At 67.7% G+C, this 17,150-nt stretch carries 23 protein-coding genes; 14 read left to right on the top strand and 9 right to left on the bottom strand.

Annotation, left to right across the window (positions count from 1 at the left end; translation table 11 throughout):
• Positions 1-14: 14 nt before the first annotated feature.
• Together ftsX and ftsE are read right to left on the bottom strand one after the other, a co-directional pair.
• Positions 15-929, bottom strand: coding sequence for a permease-like cell division protein FtsX (gene ftsX / locus ACIPVN_RS15390; protein WP_400444592.1), 915 nt, complete (start codon positions 927-929; stop codon positions 15-17).
• Positions 926-2,035: a cell division ATP-binding protein FtsE gene (ftsE, locus tag ACIPVN_RS15385; protein WP_400444591.1), complete on the bottom strand. Its 1,110-nt coding sequence runs from the start codon at positions 2,033-2,035 to the stop codon at positions 926-928. The genes ftsX and ftsE overlap by 4 nt, the downstream gene beginning before the upstream one ends.
• Before the next feature lie 174 nt (positions 2,036-2,209).
• Between ftsE and ACIPVN_RS15380 the strand changes: the two genes are divergently transcribed.
• A complete protein-coding gene (locus tag ACIPVN_RS15380; RefSeq protein WP_400444588.1) occupies positions 2,210-3,520 on the top strand; it encodes a DUF2510 domain-containing protein in 1,311 nt (436 codons plus the stop codon).
• A 33-nt stretch (positions 3,521-3,553) separates the two neighbouring features.
• Positions 3,554-4,525, top strand: coding sequence for a septum formation family protein (locus ACIPVN_RS15375; protein WP_400444585.1), 972 nt, complete (start codon positions 3,554-3,556; stop codon positions 4,523-4,525).
• Between the two features lie 22 nt (positions 4,526-4,547).
• Here the strand turns inward: ACIPVN_RS15375 and prfB are convergent, their stop codons facing one another.
• Positions 4,548-5,657 carry a peptide chain release factor 2 gene (gene prfB / locus ACIPVN_RS15370; protein WP_400444582.1) on the bottom strand — a complete coding sequence of 370 codons (1,110 nt, stop codon included), beginning with the start codon at positions 5,655-5,657 and terminating at the stop codon, positions 4,548-4,550.
• A gap of 85 nt (positions 5,658-5,742) precedes the next feature.
• Here prfB and ACIPVN_RS15365 point away from each other — a divergent pair, with 85 nt between their 5' ends.
• The gene (locus ACIPVN_RS15365; protein ID WP_400444717.1) at positions 5,743-6,993 is read left to right on the top strand and encodes an MFS transporter; all 1,251 of its coding nucleotides are present in this window, start codon (positions 5,743-5,745) and stop codon (positions 6,991-6,993) included.
• Positions 6,994-7,000: 7 nt separating this feature from the next.
• Here ACIPVN_RS15365 and ACIPVN_RS15360 read toward each other — a convergent pair whose 3' ends face one another.
• From ACIPVN_RS15360 to ACIPVN_RS15345, 4 genes are read right to left on the bottom strand one after another with little or no spacing between them, the layout of a single operon-like run.
• Complete coding sequence (locus ACIPVN_RS15360; protein ID WP_400444580.1) at positions 7,001-7,435, bottom strand: pilus assembly protein TadG-related protein; 435 nt, start codon at positions 7,433-7,435, stop codon at positions 7,001-7,003.
• On the bottom strand, positions 7,420-7,875 hold the full coding sequence (locus ACIPVN_RS15355; protein WP_400444577.1) for a TadE family protein: 456 nt from the start codon (positions 7,873-7,875) through the stop codon (positions 7,420-7,422). The genes ACIPVN_RS15360 and ACIPVN_RS15355 overlap by 16 nt, the downstream gene beginning before the upstream one ends.
• Positions 7,844-8,245: a TadE/TadG family type IV pilus assembly protein gene (locus ACIPVN_RS15350; RefSeq protein ID WP_400444574.1), complete on the bottom strand. Its 402-nt coding sequence runs from the start codon at positions 8,243-8,245 to the stop codon at positions 7,844-7,846. Before ACIPVN_RS15350 ends, ACIPVN_RS15355 begins: the two co-directional genes overlap by 32 nt.
• Positions 8,242-8,442, bottom strand: coding sequence for a hypothetical protein (locus ACIPVN_RS15345; protein WP_400444572.1), 201 nt, complete (start codon positions 8,440-8,442; stop codon positions 8,242-8,244). The genes ACIPVN_RS15350 and ACIPVN_RS15345 overlap by 4 nt, the downstream gene beginning before the upstream one ends.
• Positions 8,443-8,572: 130 nt before the next feature.
• Here ACIPVN_RS15345 and ACIPVN_RS15340 point away from each other — a divergent pair, with 130 nt between their 5' ends.
• The 9 genes from ACIPVN_RS15340 to ACIPVN_RS15300 all read left to right on the top strand — a co-directional run bounded on the left by ACIPVN_RS15340 (position 8,573) and on the right by ACIPVN_RS15300 (position 14,172).
• Positions 8,573-9,988 (top strand): recombinase family protein, encoded by a 1,416-nt coding sequence (locus ACIPVN_RS15340; protein ID WP_400444570.1) that lies wholly within the window; start codon positions 8,573-8,575, stop codon positions 9,986-9,988.
• A gap of 88 nt (positions 9,989-10,076) precedes the next feature.
• A complete protein-coding gene (locus ACIPVN_RS15335) occupies positions 10,077-10,487 on the top strand; it encodes a hypothetical protein (RefSeq protein WP_400444568.1) in 411 nt (136 codons plus the stop codon).
• 232 nt (positions 10,488-10,719) lie between these two features.
• Complete coding sequence (locus tag ACIPVN_RS15330; protein ID WP_400444565.1) at positions 10,720-10,995, top strand: helix-turn-helix domain-containing protein; 276 nt, start codon at positions 10,720-10,722, stop codon at positions 10,993-10,995.
• Positions 10,992-11,468, top strand: coding sequence for a hypothetical protein (locus ACIPVN_RS15325; RefSeq protein WP_400444563.1), 477 nt, complete (start codon positions 10,992-10,994; stop codon positions 11,466-11,468). The genes ACIPVN_RS15330 and ACIPVN_RS15325 overlap by 4 nt, the downstream gene beginning before the upstream one ends.
• Before the next feature lie 353 nt (positions 11,469-11,821).
• On the top strand, positions 11,822-12,157 hold the full coding sequence (locus ACIPVN_RS15320; RefSeq protein ID WP_400444560.1) for a hypothetical protein: 336 nt from the start codon (positions 11,822-11,824) through the stop codon (positions 12,155-12,157).
• A 104-nt stretch (positions 12,158-12,261) separates the two neighbouring features.
• The gene (locus ACIPVN_RS15315; RefSeq protein ID WP_400444557.1) at positions 12,262-12,579 is read left to right on the top strand and encodes a hypothetical protein; all 318 of its coding nucleotides are present in this window, start codon (positions 12,262-12,264) and stop codon (positions 12,577-12,579) included.
• 2 nt (positions 12,580-12,581) lie between these two features.
• Positions 12,582-12,773 carry a hypothetical protein gene (locus ACIPVN_RS15310; RefSeq protein WP_400444555.1) on the top strand — a complete coding sequence of 64 codons (192 nt, stop codon included), beginning with the start codon at positions 12,582-12,584 and terminating at the stop codon, positions 12,771-12,773.
• Positions 12,770-13,579, top strand: coding sequence for a hypothetical protein (locus ACIPVN_RS15305; RefSeq protein WP_400444553.1), 810 nt, complete (start codon positions 12,770-12,772; stop codon positions 13,577-13,579). Before ACIPVN_RS15310 ends, ACIPVN_RS15305 begins: the two co-directional genes overlap by 4 nt.
• 218 nt (positions 13,580-13,797) lie before the next feature.
• The gene (locus ACIPVN_RS15300) at positions 13,798-14,172 is read left to right on the top strand and encodes a hypothetical protein (protein WP_400444550.1); all 375 of its coding nucleotides are present in this window, start codon (positions 13,798-13,800) and stop codon (positions 14,170-14,172) included.
• Positions 14,173-14,201: 29 nt separating this feature from the next.
• On the opposite strand, the gene ACIPVN_RS15295 is transcribed toward ACIPVN_RS15300, so the two are convergent.
• A complete protein-coding gene (locus ACIPVN_RS15295; protein ID WP_400444547.1) occupies positions 14,202-14,783 on the bottom strand; it encodes a hypothetical protein in 582 nt (193 codons plus the stop codon).
• Between the two features lie 16 nt (positions 14,784-14,799).
• Positions 14,800-15,531, bottom strand: coding sequence for a DUF3800 domain-containing protein (locus tag ACIPVN_RS15290; RefSeq protein WP_400444544.1), 732 nt, complete (start codon positions 15,529-15,531; stop codon positions 14,800-14,802).
• Between the two features lie 52 nt (positions 15,532-15,583).
• Here ACIPVN_RS15290 and ACIPVN_RS15285 point away from each other — a divergent pair, with 52 nt between their 5' ends.
• Together ACIPVN_RS15285 and ACIPVN_RS15280 are read left to right on the top strand one after the other, a co-directional pair.
• On the top strand, positions 15,584-16,282 hold the full coding sequence (locus ACIPVN_RS15285; RefSeq protein WP_400444542.1) for an AbiV family abortive infection protein: 699 nt from the start codon (positions 15,584-15,586) through the stop codon (positions 16,280-16,282).
• Between the two features lie 156 nt (positions 16,283-16,438).
• Entirely contained in the window at positions 16,439-17,149 is a 711-nt protein-coding gene (locus ACIPVN_RS15280; protein ID WP_400444539.1) for a hypothetical protein, read from the top strand.
• The last annotated feature ends 1 nt before the right edge of the window (position 17,150 follow it).

Below are 17,150 nucleotides of genomic sequence, written 5' to 3'. Positions count from 1 at the left end.
CTCGGCGGCCAGGGTCAGGTGCGCAGCCAGCGCCGGATCGCGAACCCCGCGGACAGCGCGGCGAGCACGACACCGATGCCGATCAGCACCGGCACCACCCACGCGGCATCCTGCATTCCGATCCACGTGGTGATGAAGGGCACGCGTCCCCGCAGGTATCCGTTCACCCCGAAGTGGACACCGGCGACGATCGCGGCGCTCGCGAGAGCGGATCCGAGGAGAGCGGCGAAGACGCCCTCCAGCACGAACGGGGTCTGGATGAACCGGTTCGACGCGCCCACCAGGCGCATGATCCCGATCTCCTTCCGTCGCGCGTACGCCGACAATCGGATGGTCGTGGCGATGAGCAGCGTCGCCGCGATGAGCATGAGCACGGCGATCCCGACGGCCACGTATGTCGCGACGGTGAGGGCCGAGAACAGCGGTTCGAGGTATTGCAGTTGATCCTTGACCTGCTCGACGCCGGTCTGACCGCTGAAAGCCTCGGAGAGCACCTGGGACTGCCCCGGATCCTTCATCGTCACGAAGAAGACCTCGAACGCCTGGTCCGGGGTGATCACGCTCGCCTGTTCCTCGCCCACCTGCTCGACGAGCTTGGCGTAAGTGTCTTCCTTCGTGTCGAAGGTCATCGAGCTGATGAGCGGTGCGAGCGCGTCGCCCTCGAGCTGGGCGCGCACCGAGGCGACCTGCTCCTCGCTCGCAGCCCCGTCGACGCAGGTGTCGGACTCCGACACCGCCGAGCACATGTACACGGCGACCTGGGCGCGTTCGCTCCAGTACCCGCGCATGACGCCGATCTGCGACTGCATCAGGATCGCGGCGCCCACGAAGGTGAGCGAGACGAACGTCACGAGCACCACCGAGATCACCATCGAGATGTTCCGGCGCAGGCCCAGAAGGGCCTCGGTGAGGATCAGTCCGATTCTCATGAGGTCGGCCCCACTTCTTCGTCGTCGCCGCTGGAGAGGCCGAGTCTGTCGGCGACTCCGAGCTCGGCGACGTTCACCTCGGGGAGCACGATCGGATGCGTGCGCGGACCTGTGGGAGGCGTGGGCGCGGCATCGTCTTCGGTAGGCACCGCCGCTTCGGCGACGGGCTCCGCAGGAGCCGCGGCGGGCACCGGATCCGAGGTCGGCGCGGGTGCCGGGGCGGAGGGAACCGGAGCGGATGCCGACGCGGCGGGAGTCGGAGCGGATGCCGCGGCCTTGCGCTGTGCGCTGAGCTCCTCGGTCAATGCCGCCCGCACGATCGACAGATCCGACGTCTGACGCTGCACCTCCTGCACCGCCGTGAGGGCGGCCGCGGCTGCGGCACCGCGCACCTCCTCGGGAACGAGCCGCGGGATGTTGGAGGTGTCGCCGTAACCGCCGTGCACCTCGTCGCGGACCATCACGCCATCTCGGAGCTCGATCACGCGGCGCTTCATCTGATCGACGAAACCGGCCTCGTGCGTGGCCATGAGCACGGTCGTGCCGCCGGCGTTGATGCGAGCGAGCAGCTGCATGATGTCGACCGAGGTGGCGGGGTCGAGGTTTCCCGTCGGCTCATCCGCGAGCAGCACCTGCGGGCGGTTGACGAGAGCGCGCGCGATCGCGACGCGCTGCTGCTCACCGCCCGAGAGCTCGTGCGGCATGCGCTTCTGCTTGCCGTCGAGACCGACCAGGGCCAGCGCCTCGGGAACGGCCTGCTGGATGAAGCCCCGTGACGAACCGGTCACCTGCAGGGTGAAGGCGACGTTCTGGTACACCGTCTTCGACGGAAGCAGCCGGAAGTCCTGGAACACCGAACCGATGTGGCGCCGGAAGTACGGCACCTTGCGGTTCGCGAGCGATCGGAGGTCGCGCCCCATCACGGCGACGCGTCCCGTGGTGGGCACGTCCTCGCGCAAGATGAGCCGCAGGCAGGACGACTTCCCGGAGCCCGAGGCGCCGACGAGGAAGACGAACTCCCCGCGCTGCACCTCGAAGTCGACTCCGGAGAGGGCGGGCTTGGACGTCCCGCGGTAGCGTTTCGTGACGTTCTCGAACCGAATCATGGCGGTACGAGCCTAAGCGCGCTCCCCTCCCGCGCCGCGTGCGACACCCCGCGCGGGCCGGACGTACGAGAGTGCATCGTTGGACATCCGTCTCCGTCGATGTCCCGGGCCACTGCTATACATGAAGTGGCAGTCCGCGGCATCCACGCGGACGCGAGATCCGAGGGGGATGCCATGACGACACCTGCAGGCTGGTACGACGACGGTTCCGGGCGTCAGCGCTGGTGGGACGGCGAGCAGTGGACCGAGCACTTCGCCCCCGAGGCGACCGCTCCCGAGGCGACCCCGGTCTCCGCGCAGCCGACCGAGCAGGTCGCGGAGGAACCGCTCCCCGTCGTTCCGACCGAGGCCGAGATCGATGCGACCATCGCGGTCGCCGAAGAGGACGAGCCGTCGGCGCATGCGGATGCCGCAGCCGGGGAGACCGAATCCGGTTCCGCCCCCGAATCGCCCGCGTACGTCGCCCCCGAATCGCCCGCGTACGTCGCCCCCGAATCGCCCGGTTTCTCGGCTCCCGAGGCGCCCGCCTCTGCCGTACCCGAAGCGCCCGCGTACGCGGCTCCCGAACCCCCCGCATATGCGGCCCCCGAGGCGCCTGCGTACGCGGCGCCGGCCGTCTCCGCGCCCGGCTACCCGACGAGCGCCCCCGGCACCGCTCCGGCCTACGGCGTCACTCCGACGGGCGCTTACCCCGGCAGCGCTCCCTACGGCGGCGCCCCCGGCGGCTACGCCCCGTACCCGGGTTCCGCCGTCGCCGAGCCCCGCCCGATGTCGGTTCTCGGCCTGGTCGGACTCGGTCTCGCCGTTCTGGGAACGATCCTCGTCTGCTTCCTGCTGACCGCGGTCTTCGGCTGGATCCTGCTCTTCGCCGGCCTCGTCGTGTCGATCGTCTCGCTCTTCCTCAAGGGCAAGAAGTGGCCGGGAATCACGGGAATCGGCGTGTCCGTCCTGGGTGGAATCGTCGGCGGCATCATGGCGATCGTGTTCTTCACGTTCGGTATCGCCCAGATCGCGATCGACACCGCGGAGTCGTACTCACCCCCGCCCGTGCCCTCGATCGGCACCGACGGCGGAGAGGACTCCGGCGAGATCGTCGAGGGCACGATGGGCTCCCCCGTCACCGTGAATCAGTACGCGGGCGAGAGTGAAGTCACCATCACCGCCGCGTCGTGGGGCACGTCGAACGGCTCGAGCTTCGAGGCCGAGAACGGCGGATATCTGCAGGTCGAGCTCACGTGGGAGGCCATCAGCGGTGACACTTCGGTGAACCCCCTCTACTTCACGGTGATCGATGCCGACGGCAACGAAGGCACCTACGACTACTTCGGCGACGCCACGCTCGAGTCCGCCCAGCTGGCTCCGGGCGAGACCGCGCAGGGCACGCTGTCGTTCGACGTCGCGCAGAGCGACTCCTACACGATCGTCATCAGGGACGAACTGATGCAGGACGTCGCGGAAGTGACCGTCGAGGCCAGCGCCCGCTGACCGCGGGCCGTCGAGACGACGAGCACCACCGAGGTGTCGACTCCCGCAGGCTGGTACGACGACGGATCCGGGCAGAAACGCTGGTGGGACGGATCGGGGTGGACGACGCACGTCGCCGCGCCGGTGGCTCCAGAACCCGTGGCTCCCGAACCCGCGCCGTTCGTACCGCCCTTCACGCCGCCCGCCGCTGCGCCGCAGTCTCCCGCGGTCCCGCAGTACACATCAGCGCCGCAGTTCCCCTCGGCACCGGCATATCCGTCGGCTCCGGGGCATCCGTCACATCCGTCGGCCGCGCAGTTTCCGCCACCCTCGCCGGCGACCGGGACGCCGGTGGTCTACGACGGCTACGCCCTCCCCGCGGCCTCCCCTGCGCCGTTCCCGGCCATCGGACTCGCCGGCCTCGTCGCAGCCGGGCTCGGGGCGATCGTTGCGTGCATCCCGCAGATCCCGCTCCTCGGATGGTTGCTCCTCGGTGCCGGATTCGTTCTGTCGATCGTCTCGCTCTTCCTCCGCGCCCGGAAGTGGGCGGGGATTGCGGGCCTGGCTGTCGCGGTGCTCGGAGCGCTCATCGCCGCGGTGCTCGCGTTCGTCGCGGAAGTCTCCCCCGCCGGCTCGAGCAGCGCTGACGACGTGCCCGGCAGCGAGGTCATCTACGCCAGCGATCTGGAGGTGGGCGACTGCCTGCCCGAGGGACTCGACGGTGAGGAGTTCCTCGAGGTGACGACCGTGCCCTGCGACGGCCCGCATCTCGACGAGATCTATTACGAGTTCACTCTGCCGGACGGCGACTTCCCCGGTGAGGACGCACTCGCCGACGCCGCGATCCGCGAGTGTGAACCCGAGTTCGAGGACTTCGCCGACATCGCCTACGAGGACTCCGAGCTGGATTACTGGTGGCTCACGCCGACGGAGACGTCGTGGGCCGGCGGAGACCGCACCATGCAGTGTTTGATCTACAGCTACGACGGCACAGTCACCGGCACGCTCGAGGGCGTCGCCCGCTGAGCTGCAGGCGGCCCGCTCGCGATCAGTCCTCTTCGGGACGCTTGCGCCACCGGATGCCGGCCGAGATGAAGCCGTCGAGATCGCCGTCGAAGACCGCCATCGGGTTGCCTGACTCGTATCCGGTGCGCAGATCCTTCACGAGCTGCTGACCGTAGAGGAAGTACGAGCGCATCTGGTCGCCCCAGCTGGCGGTGATGTTGCCCGCGAGCTCCTTCTTCTTCGCCGCTTCCTGCTCCTTCTGCAGCAGGAGAAGGCGAGTCTGCAGGACGCGCATGGCTGCGGCACGGTTCTGGATCTGCGACTTCTCGTTCTGCATCGACACGACGATGCCGGTCGGAAGGTGCGTCAGACGAACGGCGGAGTCGGTGGTGTTGACCGACTGCCCTCCGGGGCCGGACGAGCGGAAGACGTCGACGCGGATGTCGCTCTCGGGGATGTCGACCTCGGTCGCCTCCTCCATGAGCGGGATGACCTCGACCGCGGCGAACGACGTCTGACGCTTGTCGGCCGAACCGAAGGGACTGATGCGCGCCAGTCGGTGCGTGCCGGCCTCGACCGACACCGTGCCGAATGCGTAGGGCGCATCGATCTCGAACGTTGCGGACTTGATTCCCGCGCCCTCGGCGTAGGAGGTGTCCATGACCTTGACGGGGTACTTGTGACGCTCGGCCCAGCGCAGATACATGCGCATGAGCATCTCGGCGAAGTCGGTGGCGTCGTCGCCACCCGCGCCCGAGCGGATCGTCACGATCGCGGATCGCTCGTCGTACTCGCCGTCGAGCAGCGTCTGCACCTCGAGCTGGTTGATGAGCTCGGTGAGGGCCGCGAGTTCGGCGCGAGCCTCCTGCGCGGAGTCCTCGTCGCCCATCTCGTTGGCCAGGCCGACGAGCACCTCGAGATCGTCGAGACGCTGGGCGATACCGGTGACGCGGGCGAGCTCCGACTGGCGGTGACTCAGCGCGCTGGTGATCTTCTGCGCGTTCTCGGTGTCGTCCCAGAGGTCGGGGGCGCCTGCTTCTTCGCTGAGACGCGCGATCTCATCGCGGAGTCGTGCGACGTCGACGACCTCGCTGATGTCGCCGAAGGTGTGCCTGAGTGCCTGGATGTCGGCGGAGAGATCGAGTTCGAGCATGATCACCGAGCCTATCCTGTCGCCGCCGCGGGAGTAGCCTCGAACGGTGAGCAGTGCATCCACGGTCCTCCGACGATTCGGACCGATGGTGTACCTCCCGACCGTGCTCTTCTCGCTCGGCGAGGGCGCGGTGATCCCGCTGATCCCCGTCATCGCGGCATCCATGGGGGCCGACGTCGCGTTCGCGGCGCTGGTCGCCTCGGCGCTGGTCGTGGGCCAGCTCTGCGGCAATCTCCCCGCCGGATGGGCGGTCGCCCGCATCGGCGAGCGGCTCACCATGGTCATCGCCGGTGCGATCGCCATGCTCTCGGCGGTCGGGATGGTCCTCGCGCCGTCGATCGGCGTGCTGACGGCATCCGTCTTCGTCCTCGGCTTCTGCGCCGCAGCGTTCGGACTCGCGCGTCACGCCTTCATGACCACGCGGGTGCCCATCGAGTTCCGCGCACGCGCGCTGTCGTTGCTGGGCGGCAGCTTCCGCCTGGGCATCTTCATCGGGCCGTTCGTCGCGGCGGGGCTTCTGGAGGTGTTCGCCACCGAGGCCGCCGCGATCTGGTTCTTCCTGGGATGCCTCACGGTGATGGTGCTGCTCGTGCTCTTCGGCCCGGATCCGGAGAAGACGATCCCGGTCGCTGTGACCTCCCCCATCCGCATCGGCACGGCCGAGGATTCGGGCGAGGCGGTCAGCGGAGCGATCCCGACCGTCGAGCGGATCGGGATCTTCCGCACGATGTGGCAGCAGCGCACGGTGCTCAGCCGGCTCGGCCTCGCCGCGGCGTCGCTGTCGGCCGTGCGGTCGGCCCGCCAGGTCGTGCTGCCGCTCTGGGGACTCTCGCTCGGCCTCGACGCACAGACGATCGCACTGGTCGTCGGGATCTCGGGCGCGATCGATTTCGCGCTGTTCTACGCGAGCGGGCAGGTCATGGACCGGTTCGGACGGATGTGGGCGGCGATGCCGGCGATGATCCTGATGGGAGCGGGCTTCGTCGCCCTCTCGCTGTCGCACGACGTCGAGGCTCCGGTGCTGTGGTTCGGGATGTTCGCCGCGGTGCTCGGTGTGGGCAACGGCCTGTCCAGCGGCATCCTGCTCACGCTGGGGGCCGATGTCGCCCCGAAGCGCGAGCCCGCGGCCTTCCTCGGGTCTTGGCGGACGCTCACCGATGCCGGTGGGGCGGTCGCTCCGCTGCTGGTGTCGGCGATCACCGCGGTCGCATCTCTTCCGATCGCGGCCGCGGCGATTGGCGTGATCGGTCTGCTCGGTGCCGTCGGGTTCGTCCGGTGGATCCCTCGTTTCGTCCCTCGAGCGCGGGATGACGACCCGGCGCCGCCTCCCCGCTGACGGTCGCTCATCGCAGCGCGGTGCGGCTCGTGGCGGTCGCCTCGAGCACGACGCCATCGGGCACGAAGGGCGAGAACACCGGCGGGTGCCAGGGCGCCGTCACCGTCACCCGCACCGAGACGCCATCGGGTGTCCACGCGTCGATGAGATCGGCGTCTCCCTCGACCGCGTCAATGATCTCGAGCGCCTGCTCCCGCATGTCGTCGTCGTTGAGCTCGGCACGGACGCCGTCCTCATCCGCGACCAGCGTGAACCCGTCCGCTGCCGCTGCCGCCGCCGAGTCGGCCAGCGCGTCGAGCCGTTTCTGCGCGAGGTACAGGTCGGTGGCGCACACGCAGACGAGCACGATCGCGAGGGAGAGAAGCACGTAGCCCAGGGTCAGAAGCAGGATGCTCCCCTCCTCGGCTTCGCTCGCACGACGCCGCATCATCCGCTCTCCCATCCGCGACCGACCTTCTGCAGGGAGGAGGCTTCCAGCGGAACGGCGAGTGCGCTGTCGAGGCCCAGCATCTCCGGCACGAACGGCATCCGCACCACGGTGGTCACCGTGACTCGGATCGTCGCGCCGCTCGCAGGGCACTCGGCCGCCTCGGGCACGCAGGAAAGAGCGAGGTCGGTGGCTTCGGCGTCCATGCCGTACTCGTCGATGACCGCGGTGAGCACGTCGTCTGCGGCGAGGGCCGCCGATTCCGGGCCGGTCGACAGCGCGATGGTCCGGGCGATGTGGCGTGCAGCGGCCTCCGCCCCCAAGGGCTGCTCCTGGATGGCGCCCAGCACGATGACGAGATAGGCGAACGGCACCAGCAGGATCACCCCGACCGTGATGAACTCCAGCGCGGCGGAGCCGTCGTCATTCCTCCCCCAGGCTCTCCATCGGGGCATGCGCGGTCACCTCCCAGCCGGCGGGGATGCCGATCAAGCCGACCAGCGGGAACGTCGTCCGGATGCGCACATCGACGCGATCGCGGTCGCCGAGGTCGGTGACGTCGACGGCGATGTCCTCGGCGTAGGCGGCCCCCACTGCGCGCTCGATCACCTCGCGCGCCCGCTCGGCACCCTCGTCGAGCGTGGTGTCGGCGAGCGCGGCGTGGTACGCCCCCTCGACCGCTGCATCATGCACCACGTTTCGCACGTAGACGGCAACGCCGAGCTGGATCACGGCGAGCGTGAGCGCGGTCAGGAGCGTTCCGACGAGCACGAACTCGACGGGGCTCGATCCCCGCTCGTCGTCGCGGATCCCGGGCGAACTCACTGGAGCCCGGAGACCCGCTGGATCGCCTGCTCGAACAGATCCGACAGCGCCGGGCCGGCGACCGCCCAGATGAGCACGACGAGCCCGGCGGTCATGAGGGTCACGAGCACCCAGCCGGGCACATCGCCGCGGTCATCATGCGCGAGCGCGCGCATCCACCGGGTCGCGCGGGCGCGGGAGGGAAGGGTCGGGTTCATGGGATTCCTTTCGTGGGAGCTCAGCCGATGCCGAGCCGGAGGATGAAGAGTCCGGGGTAGATCGCGAAGAAGACAGACAGGGGCAGGATCAGGAACACCAGCGGTCGCAATATTCAGTTAACATCCTTCTATGGGAGCAGTGATCTACGGACGAATCAGCGACGATCCGACGGGCAAGGCCGCGGGGGTCGATCGCCAGCTCGATGAGTGCCGCCGGCTCGCCACAGTCGCCGGAGTCGAAGTCCTCGAGGAGCTGCTCGACAACGACCTCTCGGCGACCACCGGCAAGCGGCGCCCGGGATTCGAACGGGTCCTCGAGTTGATCCGAGCCGGCGACGTCGACACGGTCATCATCTGGCACACCGACCGGCTCTACCGCCTCCCCCGAGATCTCGAACCGATCATCGACCTCGCCGAAGGTCGCCGACTGCGGTTCCTGACCGTCACCTCGTCAGAGATCGACCTCAACACCGCGTCGGGCCGCATGGTTGCGCGCATCCTCGCCGCGGCGAGCGCGCAGGAGGTCGAACACAAGGCAGAGCGACAGAAGTCCGCCAGTGACCAGCGCGCCGCACGAGGGCTGCCGACAGCACGGCCCGGATATGGCTACGAGCGAGCCGACGGCCGCGACCTCATCGTCGAACCGGAGGCCGCCGTCATCCGCGACGCCGCGCGGCGAGTACTCGCGTCGGAGTCGCTGCGCGCGATCGCCGCCGACCTGAACGCGCGCGCCGTCCCCTCCCCTGCCGGCGCACCATGGCAAGGAATCACCCTGCGGCAGATGCTCCGCCGCCCCAGCCTCGCGGGACTCCGGACCCACCGCGGCGCCGTCGTCGGCAAGTTCGACACCGAGCTGCACCCTCCGATCCTCGACGCGGACACACACGAGCGCCTCCTGGCGGTTTTCGACGACCCTGCACGCCGGCGGCCGTCAGGCGGCCGCACGCCCCGACACCTGCTCTCAGGGCTCGCTGAGTGCGGGCTCTGCGAGAACACCCTCGGCGGCCGTATGCATCGTCTCCCGCCGTGGCAGCCGAAACCGGGGTCGAAATCCAAGCCGGTGAAAGCCGCATACGCGTGCAACCAGTGCCACAAGGTGCGCCGGCTGCAGGAGCCCGTCGACGAGCTGGTCGACCGCATCATCGTCGGCCGTCTCGAGCGCCCCGACGCCGCAGAGCTGTTCACCACGGGAGACCCCGCCGCGGCGCGCGAGCTCCGCGAAGCGATTGACGCTACAGATGCACGCCTCGCGCTCGCCGCGGATCAGTTCGCCGACGGCACGCTCACCGGTGACCAGCTGCGCCGCATCACCGAGAAGCTGCGGGCCAAGCGAACCGAGCTCGAGAAGCATCTCGCGGCCGCGCTTCCCGCTCAGATGCCTCACAACCTCGTCGGACCGCGCGCGCGTGCAGTGTGGGACGGATTGCACATCGACGCCAAGCGCGCGGTGATCCGCGCCTTCGCCCGCATCGTCATCATGCCTACCGGCATCGGTCGATCATTCAACCCCGACGACGTGCGCATTCTCTGGCACTCGTCGACATGAGCTTCCCGGCGCCCGCCGGGATGAAGGTGGCCCCCGCCGAGTTGCAGCTCGACGAGGGCCTGAGATCAAGTCAATGGAGGACTCGATCATGGTCAAATCTACCGCGCCATACGCCGACTACACCGTTCGCATCGGCGAGGAATTCCCGCTCGACGTCTACTACGACGAGAACCTTCGCGGGGAGCTACTCCGCATCCACCACCGAGTCTCGCGGACGCCGTCGCGTCGCGAGTTCGTGGTGCGACCTCTCAGGGGTGCGACGAGCGACGATCGCGCAGACATCGAAGAGGAGATCAGGAACCTGCGCCGGGTGTTCCGCAAGTGCGATCGGGATGGCGTGCCCTCTCGCAAATGGAACCGGGCCGGCCGCTTCTGGTTCTTCGTGATCTATCTGGGCTCCATCGTCAACGACCCGCTGGTGCAGCTCGAGTTGGAGATGATGATCGACCTCGAGCACGAGATCCGCCACGATCGAGCGAGCACGCAGTACGACGCCTGAACACACTCGAATCAACGCCCGGTGATGCTTGCAAATGCATCACCGGGCGTTAATATGTCCTCAGTAGGTGAGCAGCCCAAGCCGGAGTCAGACCACGGCAACGAGGGCCAGCAGCATTCACCTCAGTCACACGAGGCAAGGGCAACAAGTCGCATCGCGTGGGCTGGCAGGACTCTGACCCGACCAGCTCCCACGGAGCCGCGAGAGATCTCGATCTTTCACGGAGCTACCCATGCCTACCGCCACCTCCACCACGCCGTGGGGAACCGTCAACGAGGCCGCATCCCAACTGCGCGTCGATCCTCGCACCATCCGCCGGCAGATCGCCGCCGGCCGCATCCGCGCCGTCCACCTCGGCCCCAAAGTCATCCGCGTCGACATGTCCAGCCTCGAGCCCGACACCGACCCGATCGCCGCGCACGTCGCCGCCATCGTCGCCGACGCTCCCCCGCTCACGCCCGAGCAGCGCGACAAGATCGCCGCCATCCTCCGCGGTGGCACAGCATGAACGCCGCCGATCGCGCGATCGACGTCCACACGATCGATCACGAGGGCGAGACCTTCATCGCGCTCAAGATCGACGCCGACACCGTGCTCCTCAGCAAAACCCAGGCGAAGCACCTCGCACGTCTCCTCAACTCCCGCGTCGACGGCGGGAGGGTCTACTCGCAGCAGAAGGTATCGGAGACCGTGCGCACCTACGCCGACCAGATCCTGCATGACTTCATCCCCGAAACCGCCGAACTCCAGCTCGGGGGCCGCATCCTCGCCGGCGAGCTCATCGCCCACTACCACCAGTGGCGCGAAGCAAACCTCGCTCGGCGAGGGATCCCGTATAGCTATCCGGTCGCCAACACGATCCTCGGCAGGGCGATGCGCCTCGCCGGATTTCAGGTGATCCGCTCGAACGGGAACAGGTACTACGTCGGCGTTTCACTGTGCCCCTCTGCGCCCCCCGCCAGTGACGAACGGGGCGAATGAATGCGCACTCCAGTGACCGACGGGGCTAACCACCGAATCCCGCGAGTGCCCCGTGAACGCATGCATTCCGTGACATACAGGGACAGGTACGAGAGCAACACAATGTTCGCTCACACAAAGGCCAACAGTGCGCGCACTATTGGCATAAGAGGAGGCGGTACCTCGACACACCGCGTACCCGACCCTCTCGGTCACTCGATGCCGCAACCGCGCGCCGCAAGCGCGCTGACCCCCCACCCCGTGAAAAATCCAGCATCGGCGATGGGGGCGGACCAGAGCCCCGGGGTGTGGTCCTCTCTCCCCGCCCGATTTGGGCACCCCCATCGCGCACGCGCGCGAAATCGGGGGTTCTGATGGACACTCGCAACCATTCGAAGATCGAGGCCGGCCTTCGTCGGCGTGCACGGGCGGCCGAAACCCAGCTCGCCCGGCTGCGCTCGGCGATCGTCGAGCAGAACCGGATGCTGCTCGGCATCGTGCTGCGCGACGTCCTCGCGGATCCGGCGGACTTCGCCCGGTTCGTCAACGTCGATCGCCTGTACGGTCCCGACGGCGCACTGATCTGGGGCGACGTGTACGCGCAGCTCGAGCAGCTTCTCGAGGCGCGACCGTATCTCGCCGCGCCGCAGAGCGACGATCCTCGCCCGCGAGGACGGCGCGCGCTATCGTGGTTCTCGACGGGAGCGTGATCGGCCGTATGGGTCGCTCGCTTCGACGGTCAGAAGTCTCCTGGTTGGAGAGCACGCGGACGGGCTGGGGCCGCGCGTGAACGCCTCCACTCCTGGGAGCACTGATGACCCGTTCATTCAATCCGCTTCGCCGCAATCCGCGCGCGAGCATCCCCGCCGTCGACGAGCTCGATCGCAAGCGCGCGGACGCCGCGCGCTTCGTGAACGCCGTGTCGGCCCGTCTCGGCGTCGCAGCGTCCGCCGGCGCCGATCAGGTGCTCGCAGCGTTCGACGCTGCGCCCAAGGCGCCCGCGTCGCTTGCCGCTCGTGCCGGCTGGGCGGCGCCCGCAGCCGCCGTGGCCCCGCGCCCCGCTGCACCTACGCAGGCCGCCCTCAATGCGCTTGCCGCGAAGGCCGGCTGGTCCACTCCCGGGAAGGCGTGACCGTGACGATCAACACATACCTGCACGGACAGGCCAAGTATCGGGTGGTCGCGCCGTGCGTCGTCGTCGATCTTGTCGGTGGTGGCCAGAAGTACGTCTACCGCAACGGCTACCTCCCCGCGAGCACGCGGCCCACACTCGTCGAGCACCTGCTCGAGCAGCACGCCATCGAGAAGGTCGAGGCTGACGCATGAACTGGGACAACCTGCGCGTCTTCGCTCAGCGATGTGACGCCTTCGGCATCGCGGTGCCGGAGCCGCTCGCCCGCGGCCTCCGCCTGTTCGATGTCGCCGAAGCGTACGCGAAGATTCCCGGCGGCCGCGTTCTCGACCTGTCAGATGACGAGCTGCGCGACCGCATCACGGAGATCGCCATCCGGAACCACGACGGTCACGACCTCCGTTCCCTGACCGGTATGACTCCCGGTGTGAGCAAGGTGCAGGACCAGCTCCGCGAGGAAGTGGTTCGTGACACGGTCCCGCTCCTCGAGGAAATCATCGTCAGCCTGCAGCCGCGCTTCGACGAGGCTGCCGCGCCCCTCGTCGACGCTGCACAGCGCCACGGGATCACCTACAACACCACGTCAGACTTCATCGTCGATCAGCCGGCCGAGACGATCGCCGCATACCGAGCCGCGAAGAAGTCGTGGTTCGCGATGGAGCCGATTGCCTCGTTCCGCATCCTGATCTCGCGCACCTTCGGCCTCGAGCCGATGGGGAGTCACGGCGTGGACTTCTCCGTGCTCTTCGCCGAGGGCGACAGCTGGGGCCACAACGGCCGGTACTACGTCGAGGGCAAGACGACATCGCACCTCGACTGGTTCGCGCTCGCGTCCGCCGGGCTCCGCCTCAACGGCATCGCTGAGGTGCACCAGAAGGTGCAGCAGCGCCGTGCTGTCGAGTTCTCCCGGAAGGCTCCGATCGTGACCGAGGAACCCCGCGAGCTGGATGCAATCGTGTTCGCCGAGGACCACGGCCCGTTGCCGTCGTACCCGAGGTGACGTAGATCTCGTTCGCGCTGCCCGCCCGCCGTACCTTTCCGGTTGGGGCCTGCGCGCACGACGTCTCAGGTACTACCACGTCCAGCGCGCCAACGCCGGGCGCCTGAGACACCCTGTGGGGCCGACGCTGGGCGGGGTCGGCCCCACAACTCTGCGTGCTGCCCGGGCGCAGCGGCACGCCGATCTCCAATGTCGGTAGTGCGTGCGAGCCTCACACCATGAACAACTCCAACACTCCAAGCGACGACCAGGTCGTCGCCGCATTCACTGGATCTCTGGCAGAGCGGGCGGAGGCAGGCGTCCTGCTCGCCGTCGGCGCTGAAGTCAGTTTCGACTCGGGTGTCGTCGTGGTCACGCTGCATCCCGAGGTCGCTGTTCCAGACCCTGACGCGCTGATGTCGCTGTCACCGTTCGACAATCATGCGGAGTTCGCGGGCACCCCGATCGCCTTCGCGAATGAAGAGGGGATCTGGCTTCGGCGGGCAGTCACGCGCGTCGAGACGCGACTCCCGGATGGCACCGACCTCGGGGCACTCACCGCGGCAGAGCTCTACAAGCTGGGGACGGGGAGCAAACTCCCAGCCGCAGAGTAGCTTTCGAGCGAATCAGCCGGGCAGTGGATCTAGTAGCCGCGAGGCATCGGCGCCGGCCCCGAGGTGCCTCTCACTTGGTGGCCGTCGTAGTCGATGAAGCCCATCGCCACACGGGTCCACTGGTGCAGATCTTCCGTGTCCAGCTCTTCCTCGCCCGGGTCGTCCCCTGGGCGAAGCCAAGCGGGCGCGATGACCGCGAGCCCCCGCATCCTCCAGGTGAGCTCGAGAAGGCTCTCCGCGAGCTTGCGGAGCTCCGACAGTTGGCGCCGCTCAGGTCGCCGCAGCGCGCGCACCTCACCGGGTGACCACGGGGACTGCACCCATTGGTCGTGCACGAGCCTGTTCCGCTCGCGGTGAGCCTCCTGGACCGCCTGCACGACCGGCAGAGCGACCTCGCGAAACGGCGTCGGCGTGTGCTCGTCCCTCACCGCCTTCCTCACCAGAGGGAGGAGCCGGCCAAAGTTCGTCATGAAGCTGCCTGACGCGACGCCGGCGGCGATCAGCTCGGTCCATAGGACGCGAGTCTCCGTCTCCACGAAGACGTCGTTCCGCACGACCTCGCCCACTAGGAACGAGAACTCGAATCGCGGGGGCAGAACATCACCTGTCATGGGGCAGCCATGTTATCTACTCGGTCTGCTCGGCGGGCCAAGGCTCGCGCCAGGTGTAGGTACGGCTATCCACCTCAGCGCGCATTCGCGCGACAGCGGCATCAGCATCGGGATGCCCTTGGCCTGGGAGTGTGGATCGATGAAGAACGAACGCGACGAGGTCCGCGAGCTGAACTCCCGGGCTGTCGCGAGAGTCCACGTAGTGCATCGAGTCGATCACCGTCTGCAGCTGCGCGTCGGGGACAACGCCGTTCCCCCATGTCTGCATGTCGCGAACGAGGCGTATCGCGCGCGTCTCGTGTTCTTTGGCCTCGTCGGCTACCACGATCCGCCGTGAATTGGTGGGCCACTTGTCGAGCTTGCCCAGCAAGAATTGCAACGCGAGCAAGTATGCGTTTGAGTCATACTCGCCGGCGTACTTTTGGTGCAGAGCCGACTTTCGAATGGCTGAATGGACGATCCAAATATCGAGTTCGGCGAGTAGACCAATCACGGCCTCATATGCCGCGAGTAGCTGCGGAGGCTTCTTCTTCCTCCACGGGCCGTTCGCGTTCCACAAATCGTAGCCATGGAACTCAAAGCGTGCCGGGCGCCAGCCCAAGTGCTCCATTGCAAGATCCGCCATCCTGGAACCGAGAACTTCGACTGCCTCTTCCTTGACTACTACGCCGACGAGCCTCAGCAGGGGTTGCTGCGATGCCCCTCGCCCCACGGATCCGGTTTCGTCCAAATACACGAGTTCGACCATGAGTAGAAGACTGGCACAAGCTACTGCAATCGAACGGCGGTACGCTCCACTCATGATCCTCGAGCCTGCCGCAGCGCGCGCCTACTGGCGCGCGCTGTTGGACAACGCGACTCGGCTGATCGCCGACGCGAACCTCCTTTTCGCCGCGGACTCGATCGGACGAGCGCGGGCCCTCACGGTCCTGGCCGAGGAAGAACTCGGGAAGGCTACTGCGGTCTACGACACTTTCTCCTGGGCGTGGAGCAAGCTCAGCGAGGAGGGCATCGAGCTCCTGCAGGGCAGCGCCCGGGACCACCTCGCGAAGTACGCGGCCGCGTACGAGTTCGGTCGGGAACTCGACGCGTTCTGGGGCGACGACTACCCCGAAGTCCCCGAGGACGACGACTGGGTGCGCTGGCACGCGGAGCGTGAGACCGAGTCGCGCGCCGCGGCGAAGGTCGCGAACCAGGAGAAGCAGCGCGGCTTCTACGTCGACCTCGCCGCCGGCGACATCACGACGCCCGCCCAGTTCGATCGCGACCACGTCGAAGATCACCTTGTGAGGGCTGCGCAGGTCGTCGAGATGATGCTGATCCGCGATCACTCGCGGATGAAGTTCGAGTCACCGGATCACTACGACAGCACGCACGAGATGCAGTGGCGGATCATGCCCGTCTCGCACGGGCTTGACTACGCCGCGTTCGTCGAGTCCGCGGCCGAGGGCGCCGGCGTCGATGACGACAGCTCGCGCCAGGAACATCCAGCCCAGTAGCCCGACGCCGGCTTCGTCGCGACTGCGTAGGCGCGGCGCAGCTCGAGAACAGAGGGCATTTCTCCCACCTCGAGTATGCCCCGTCGCGGCCGAGGTGGGGGTGCGTTGCGGTCAGCTGTCCGCCTGAGCATGCCACACAGCCGCTAGTCTCGCGGCATGCCAATGATCCACCCCGCGCTGTCGATGCAGCAGACCTTCGCACTCATCGCGGAGGGGCAGTCAGTGCAGAACCTCATGCGAGACGCGTGTGCGGCGATCAGAGGATTGCGTGAGCCCAGCGTCCACAGCGACGCTGTCTTCACGCTCGGCAGCATCGGAGTCGAGAAGCTCGCCAAGATGATGATCGGATGCGCGGAGATCGACGCAGCGGGGCGGTGGCCCTCCAAGTCAACGATGATTGGGTGGGGGCACAACATCGACGCCCTCGTCGAGAAGCTATTCACAACCGCACAAGAGAACCAGCCAGGCGCCGTCGCCACCGATTACGCGGCGTCACTTATCGACCGCGTGCGTGGAAGTTCGACGCTCCCGCTGCTCTTCGCAACTCTCTCGCGGTACGGCAGCTCTGGCCGATTCCATTATCTCGACGTCCTCGCAACGGGCAGCGAGGGTCGGTTCGACCCGCCGGCGCAGTATTGGGAGCGGCTAGAGAGCGCGATCGCTGATCAGGTTGGAGGCTATCCGGGTGGGACCCCCGCGGACTTTGAGCGGTTCCTGGAACGGGTGAGCGCAGCGATCGCCGACGAGCTCGAGGTGTGGTGGTTTGCGATGCACCGGCTCGGGATGCAGGGGTGCTTCGGGGCTCTCGGCGAGAAGATGGGAATCGCTATCTGGCCTTATGGGCGCCCCGACCCCCTCCGACGCTGAG

Source organism: Microbacterium sp. NPDC090003 (assembly GCF_044748385.1).
Taxonomy (GTDB): domain Bacteria; phylum Actinomycetota; class Actinomycetes; order Actinomycetales; family Microbacteriaceae; genus Microbacterium.
This window is presented reverse-complemented; position numbering and strand designations above follow the sequence as displayed.

Bases quoted from the DNA above. Each gene is read 5' to 3' on its own strand.
- ftsX (WP_400444592.1), bottom strand. From the start codon at position 929: ATGAGAATCGGACTGATCCTCACCGAGGCCCTTCTGGGCCTGCGCCGG.
- ftsE (WP_400444591.1), bottom strand. From the start codon at position 2,035: ATGATTCGGTTCGAGAACGTCACGAAACGCTACCGCGGGACGTCCAAG.
- ACIPVN_RS15380 (WP_400444588.1), top strand. From the start codon at position 2,210: ATGACGACACCTGCAGGCTGGTACGACGACGGTTCCGGGCGTCAGCGC.
- prfB (WP_400444582.1), bottom strand. From the start codon at position 5,657: ATGCTCGAACTCGATCTCTCCGCCGACATCCAGGCACTCAGGCACACC.
- ACIPVN_RS15365 (WP_400444717.1), top strand. From the start codon at position 5,743: ATGGTGTACCTCCCGACCGTGCTCTTCTCGCTCGGCGAGGGCGCGGTG.
- ACIPVN_RS15360 (WP_400444580.1), bottom strand. From the start codon at position 7,435: ATGGGAGAGCGGATGATGCGGCGTCGTGCGAGCGAAGCCGAGGAGGGG.
- ACIPVN_RS15355 (WP_400444577.1), bottom strand. From the start codon at position 7,875: ATGCCCCGATGGAGAGCCTGGGGGAGGAATGACGACGGCTCCGCCGCG.
- ACIPVN_RS15345 (WP_400444572.1), bottom strand. From the start codon at position 8,442: ATGAACCCGACCCTTCCCTCCCGCGCCCGCGCGACCCGGTGGATGCGC.
- ACIPVN_RS15340 (WP_400444570.1), top strand. From the start codon at position 8,573: ATGGGAGCAGTGATCTACGGACGAATCAGCGACGATCCGACGGGCAAG.
- ACIPVN_RS15335 (WP_400444568.1), top strand. From the start codon at position 10,077: ATGGTCAAATCTACCGCGCCATACGCCGACTACACCGTTCGCATCGGC.
- ACIPVN_RS15330 (WP_400444565.1), top strand. From the start codon at position 10,720: ATGCCTACCGCCACCTCCACCACGCCGTGGGGAACCGTCAACGAGGCC.
- ACIPVN_RS15325 (WP_400444563.1), top strand. From the start codon at position 10,992: ATGAACGCCGCCGATCGCGCGATCGACGTCCACACGATCGATCACGAG.
- ACIPVN_RS15320 (WP_400444560.1), top strand. From the start codon at position 11,822: ATGGACACTCGCAACCATTCGAAGATCGAGGCCGGCCTTCGTCGGCGT.
- ACIPVN_RS15315 (WP_400444557.1), top strand. From the start codon at position 12,262: ATGACCCGTTCATTCAATCCGCTTCGCCGCAATCCGCGCGCGAGCATC.
- ACIPVN_RS15305 (WP_400444553.1), top strand. From the start codon at position 12,770: ATGAACTGGGACAACCTGCGCGTCTTCGCTCAGCGATGTGACGCCTTC.
- ACIPVN_RS15300 (WP_400444550.1), top strand. From the start codon at position 13,798: ATGAACAACTCCAACACTCCAAGCGACGACCAGGTCGTCGCCGCATTC.
- ACIPVN_RS15295 (WP_400444547.1), bottom strand. From the start codon at position 14,783: ATGACAGGTGATGTTCTGCCCCCGCGATTCGAGTTCTCGTTCCTAGTG.
- ACIPVN_RS15290 (WP_400444544.1), bottom strand. From the start codon at position 15,531: ATGGTCGAACTCGTGTATTTGGACGAAACCGGATCCGTGGGGCGAGGG.
- ACIPVN_RS15285 (WP_400444542.1), top strand. From the start codon at position 15,584: ATGATCCTCGAGCCTGCCGCAGCGCGCGCCTACTGGCGCGCGCTGTTG.
- ACIPVN_RS15280 (WP_400444539.1), top strand. From the start codon at position 16,439: ATGCCAATGATCCACCCCGCGCTGTCGATGCAGCAGACCTTCGCACTC.